This is a genomic window from Bacillus sp. GMs2/2 (assembly GCF_050172095.1).
Lineage (GTDB): Bacteria > Bacillota > Bacilli > Bacillales > Bacillaceae_G > Bacillus_A > Bacillus_A cereus.
In genome coordinates this window covers 1-1,808 of record NZ_JBNLYE010000594.1, presented here as the reverse complement: position 1 = coordinate 1,808, position 1,808 = coordinate 1, and the positions used below count along the sequence as shown (strand labels likewise).

Genomic DNA, 1,808 nt, shown 5'->3' with positions numbered 1-1,808 from the left:
TTTTAGTGTGTATAAGGAACATTAAATGTTAGTTAGCCAAGTCTTTTGTTTTTATCCCGCATTAACGGGCAACCCAATTGGTGAGGGCTAATAATCATGGGGGGATGAACTAAACCCCAATGATTAAAGTTTCACCTTATTAACGAATTTGTGCAACTGTTAACGCTGCAGAACGAATATCTACTGTACCTATTACTTCAACGGGGACAATTTGAATTAAATCACCTGGGTTTAAGTTAATTAGAATGACGCCACTTGATACATCGACTTCACCAGTTCCAATAATATTAGAACGGACTGCGGTTCCGGATCCTGCAATAACATTAGTCGATGAATTTAATGTCAAGAAAAAGCGTGCTGCTTCTGGGGCTACTGGAACGTTATCAAGACTAATCGTTAATGTATAGCTAATTTGATAAATACCAGCTACTTGAATTTTAATACCAGTTCCAGTACTAATTGTATCATTGATTACAGGGACAGTAATGTTAGGATTTGGGCCTGTACTAGGTAATAGTAGTGGTGTAAATAATGTTGCAAATTGAGGTGAAGTAGCATTGAAGGCAAAACCTAGGGCAGGTAGTGTACTAGGTGCTTGTGCTTCACAATTAAAATTAGCGAATTTACGAATGGATGAGCGCATATTTTCACTCCTTTCTTGTATTTAGATTTCGTGAGTATTAACTTCACATTTTGGACAAGCATAATACAATATATGAAAATTTATAGTAGATAGTGCACAAGCGTTACTATTACGGATAAAGCTATGAATAATAATAAATACAATATGGAAAAAGCAGTTAGCTAATTTAGCTAACTGCTTAGTCGATTCTCCAAGAGCAAATAGACGAAAAATTATTGCGCTATATAAAAGATCACTATAGATAAGTGCTCTTTTTGAGAGTGAGTATAAATTTCTATCATTCTATCTAGTATTTGCACTGTATTATGTAGTTGCTACTAAAATTGATGTGAATTTTTAAAATTAGAGGTTTCTTTTAATGAAACCTCTAAAAAGACAACTAAAGTTACGTTATAGTAAATTCAATTGCGATAGGAGTGCCTCCATCTAGGACTGCTCCTCCTACAATAGTAGCAGCTGTAGTAGTCACACCAGTAATAGTATCACCTGTTTGAATAACACCATTAATATAAAGTGTTAAAAAGGCATAAGAAGCAGGGAATGTTGTTACAGCACCAGTGTCATCAGTGAAGTCTGTGTTAGCAAAAGTTAAATCTGCTCCAGCAGCAGTTCCTGTTGCTGCTGTACTTACAAATCGTCTTCCAGCTATAAAAGGTTTAACGATAGGCATTTATGTTCACCCCTTTTTGAAAATTAACTCGGACAAGTGTTTTGAAAGTTTTGTCCTGTATCGTATAATATGCTGTGCTTCTACTAAGAGATACGGCTTGTATACTAGTAAATAAGTATAATTATTATGCGTTTTATAAGTTAGGTTCTTATAAGTAATTAGTAATTAAGTGGTTAAGGTTGGATTTTGTATATGGTATGTTTATGTAAAAAAAAGAGAGCTCTTTTAGAAAGAGCTCTTAATCAAATTATTATCTTAGTGTTGGAGGGAGACTGGCGGCCTCAGTGACAGATGGTAAAAATAATTTCCGTGGTATTGTAATAAATTCAAGCGCAATTTGCTTTGGATAAAAAAGTATTTGAGTTAAATCTAGAGCATGTATTAATAGTATCATGAAGCTTGTAAGAATGATAAAACTACCCCAAAAGAAACTTTTTGAAGTGTTGCGAAAATCTTTTATTAAAGAAAAGAATGAAAAAAATGTGGTAACAATGA

At 33.8% G+C, this 1,808-nt stretch carries 3 protein-coding genes; all 3 read right to left on the bottom strand.

Annotated elements, in window-relative coordinates; genetic code table 11:
* Nucleotides 1-139: 139 nt before the first annotated feature.
* A complete protein-coding gene (gene exsF / locus ACQGS6_RS27725) occupies nt 140-643 on the bottom strand; it encodes an exosporium protein ExsF (RefSeq protein WP_001257877.1) in 504 nt (167 codons plus the stop codon).
* Nucleotides 644-1,028: 385 nt separating this feature from the next.
* Complete coding sequence (locus tag ACQGS6_RS27720) at nt 1,029-1,313, bottom strand: DUF4183 domain-containing protein (protein ID WP_001123247.1); 285 nt, start codon at nt 1,311-1,313, stop codon at nt 1,029-1,031.
* A 250-nt stretch (nt 1,314-1,563) separates the two neighbouring features.
* Nucleotides 1,564-1,806 carry a hypothetical protein gene (locus ACQGS6_RS27715; RefSeq protein WP_426965975.1) on the bottom strand — a complete coding sequence of 81 codons (243 nt, stop codon included), beginning with the start codon at nt 1,804-1,806 and terminating at the stop codon, nt 1,564-1,566.
* Between the last annotated feature and the right edge of the window lie 2 nt (nt 1,807-1,808).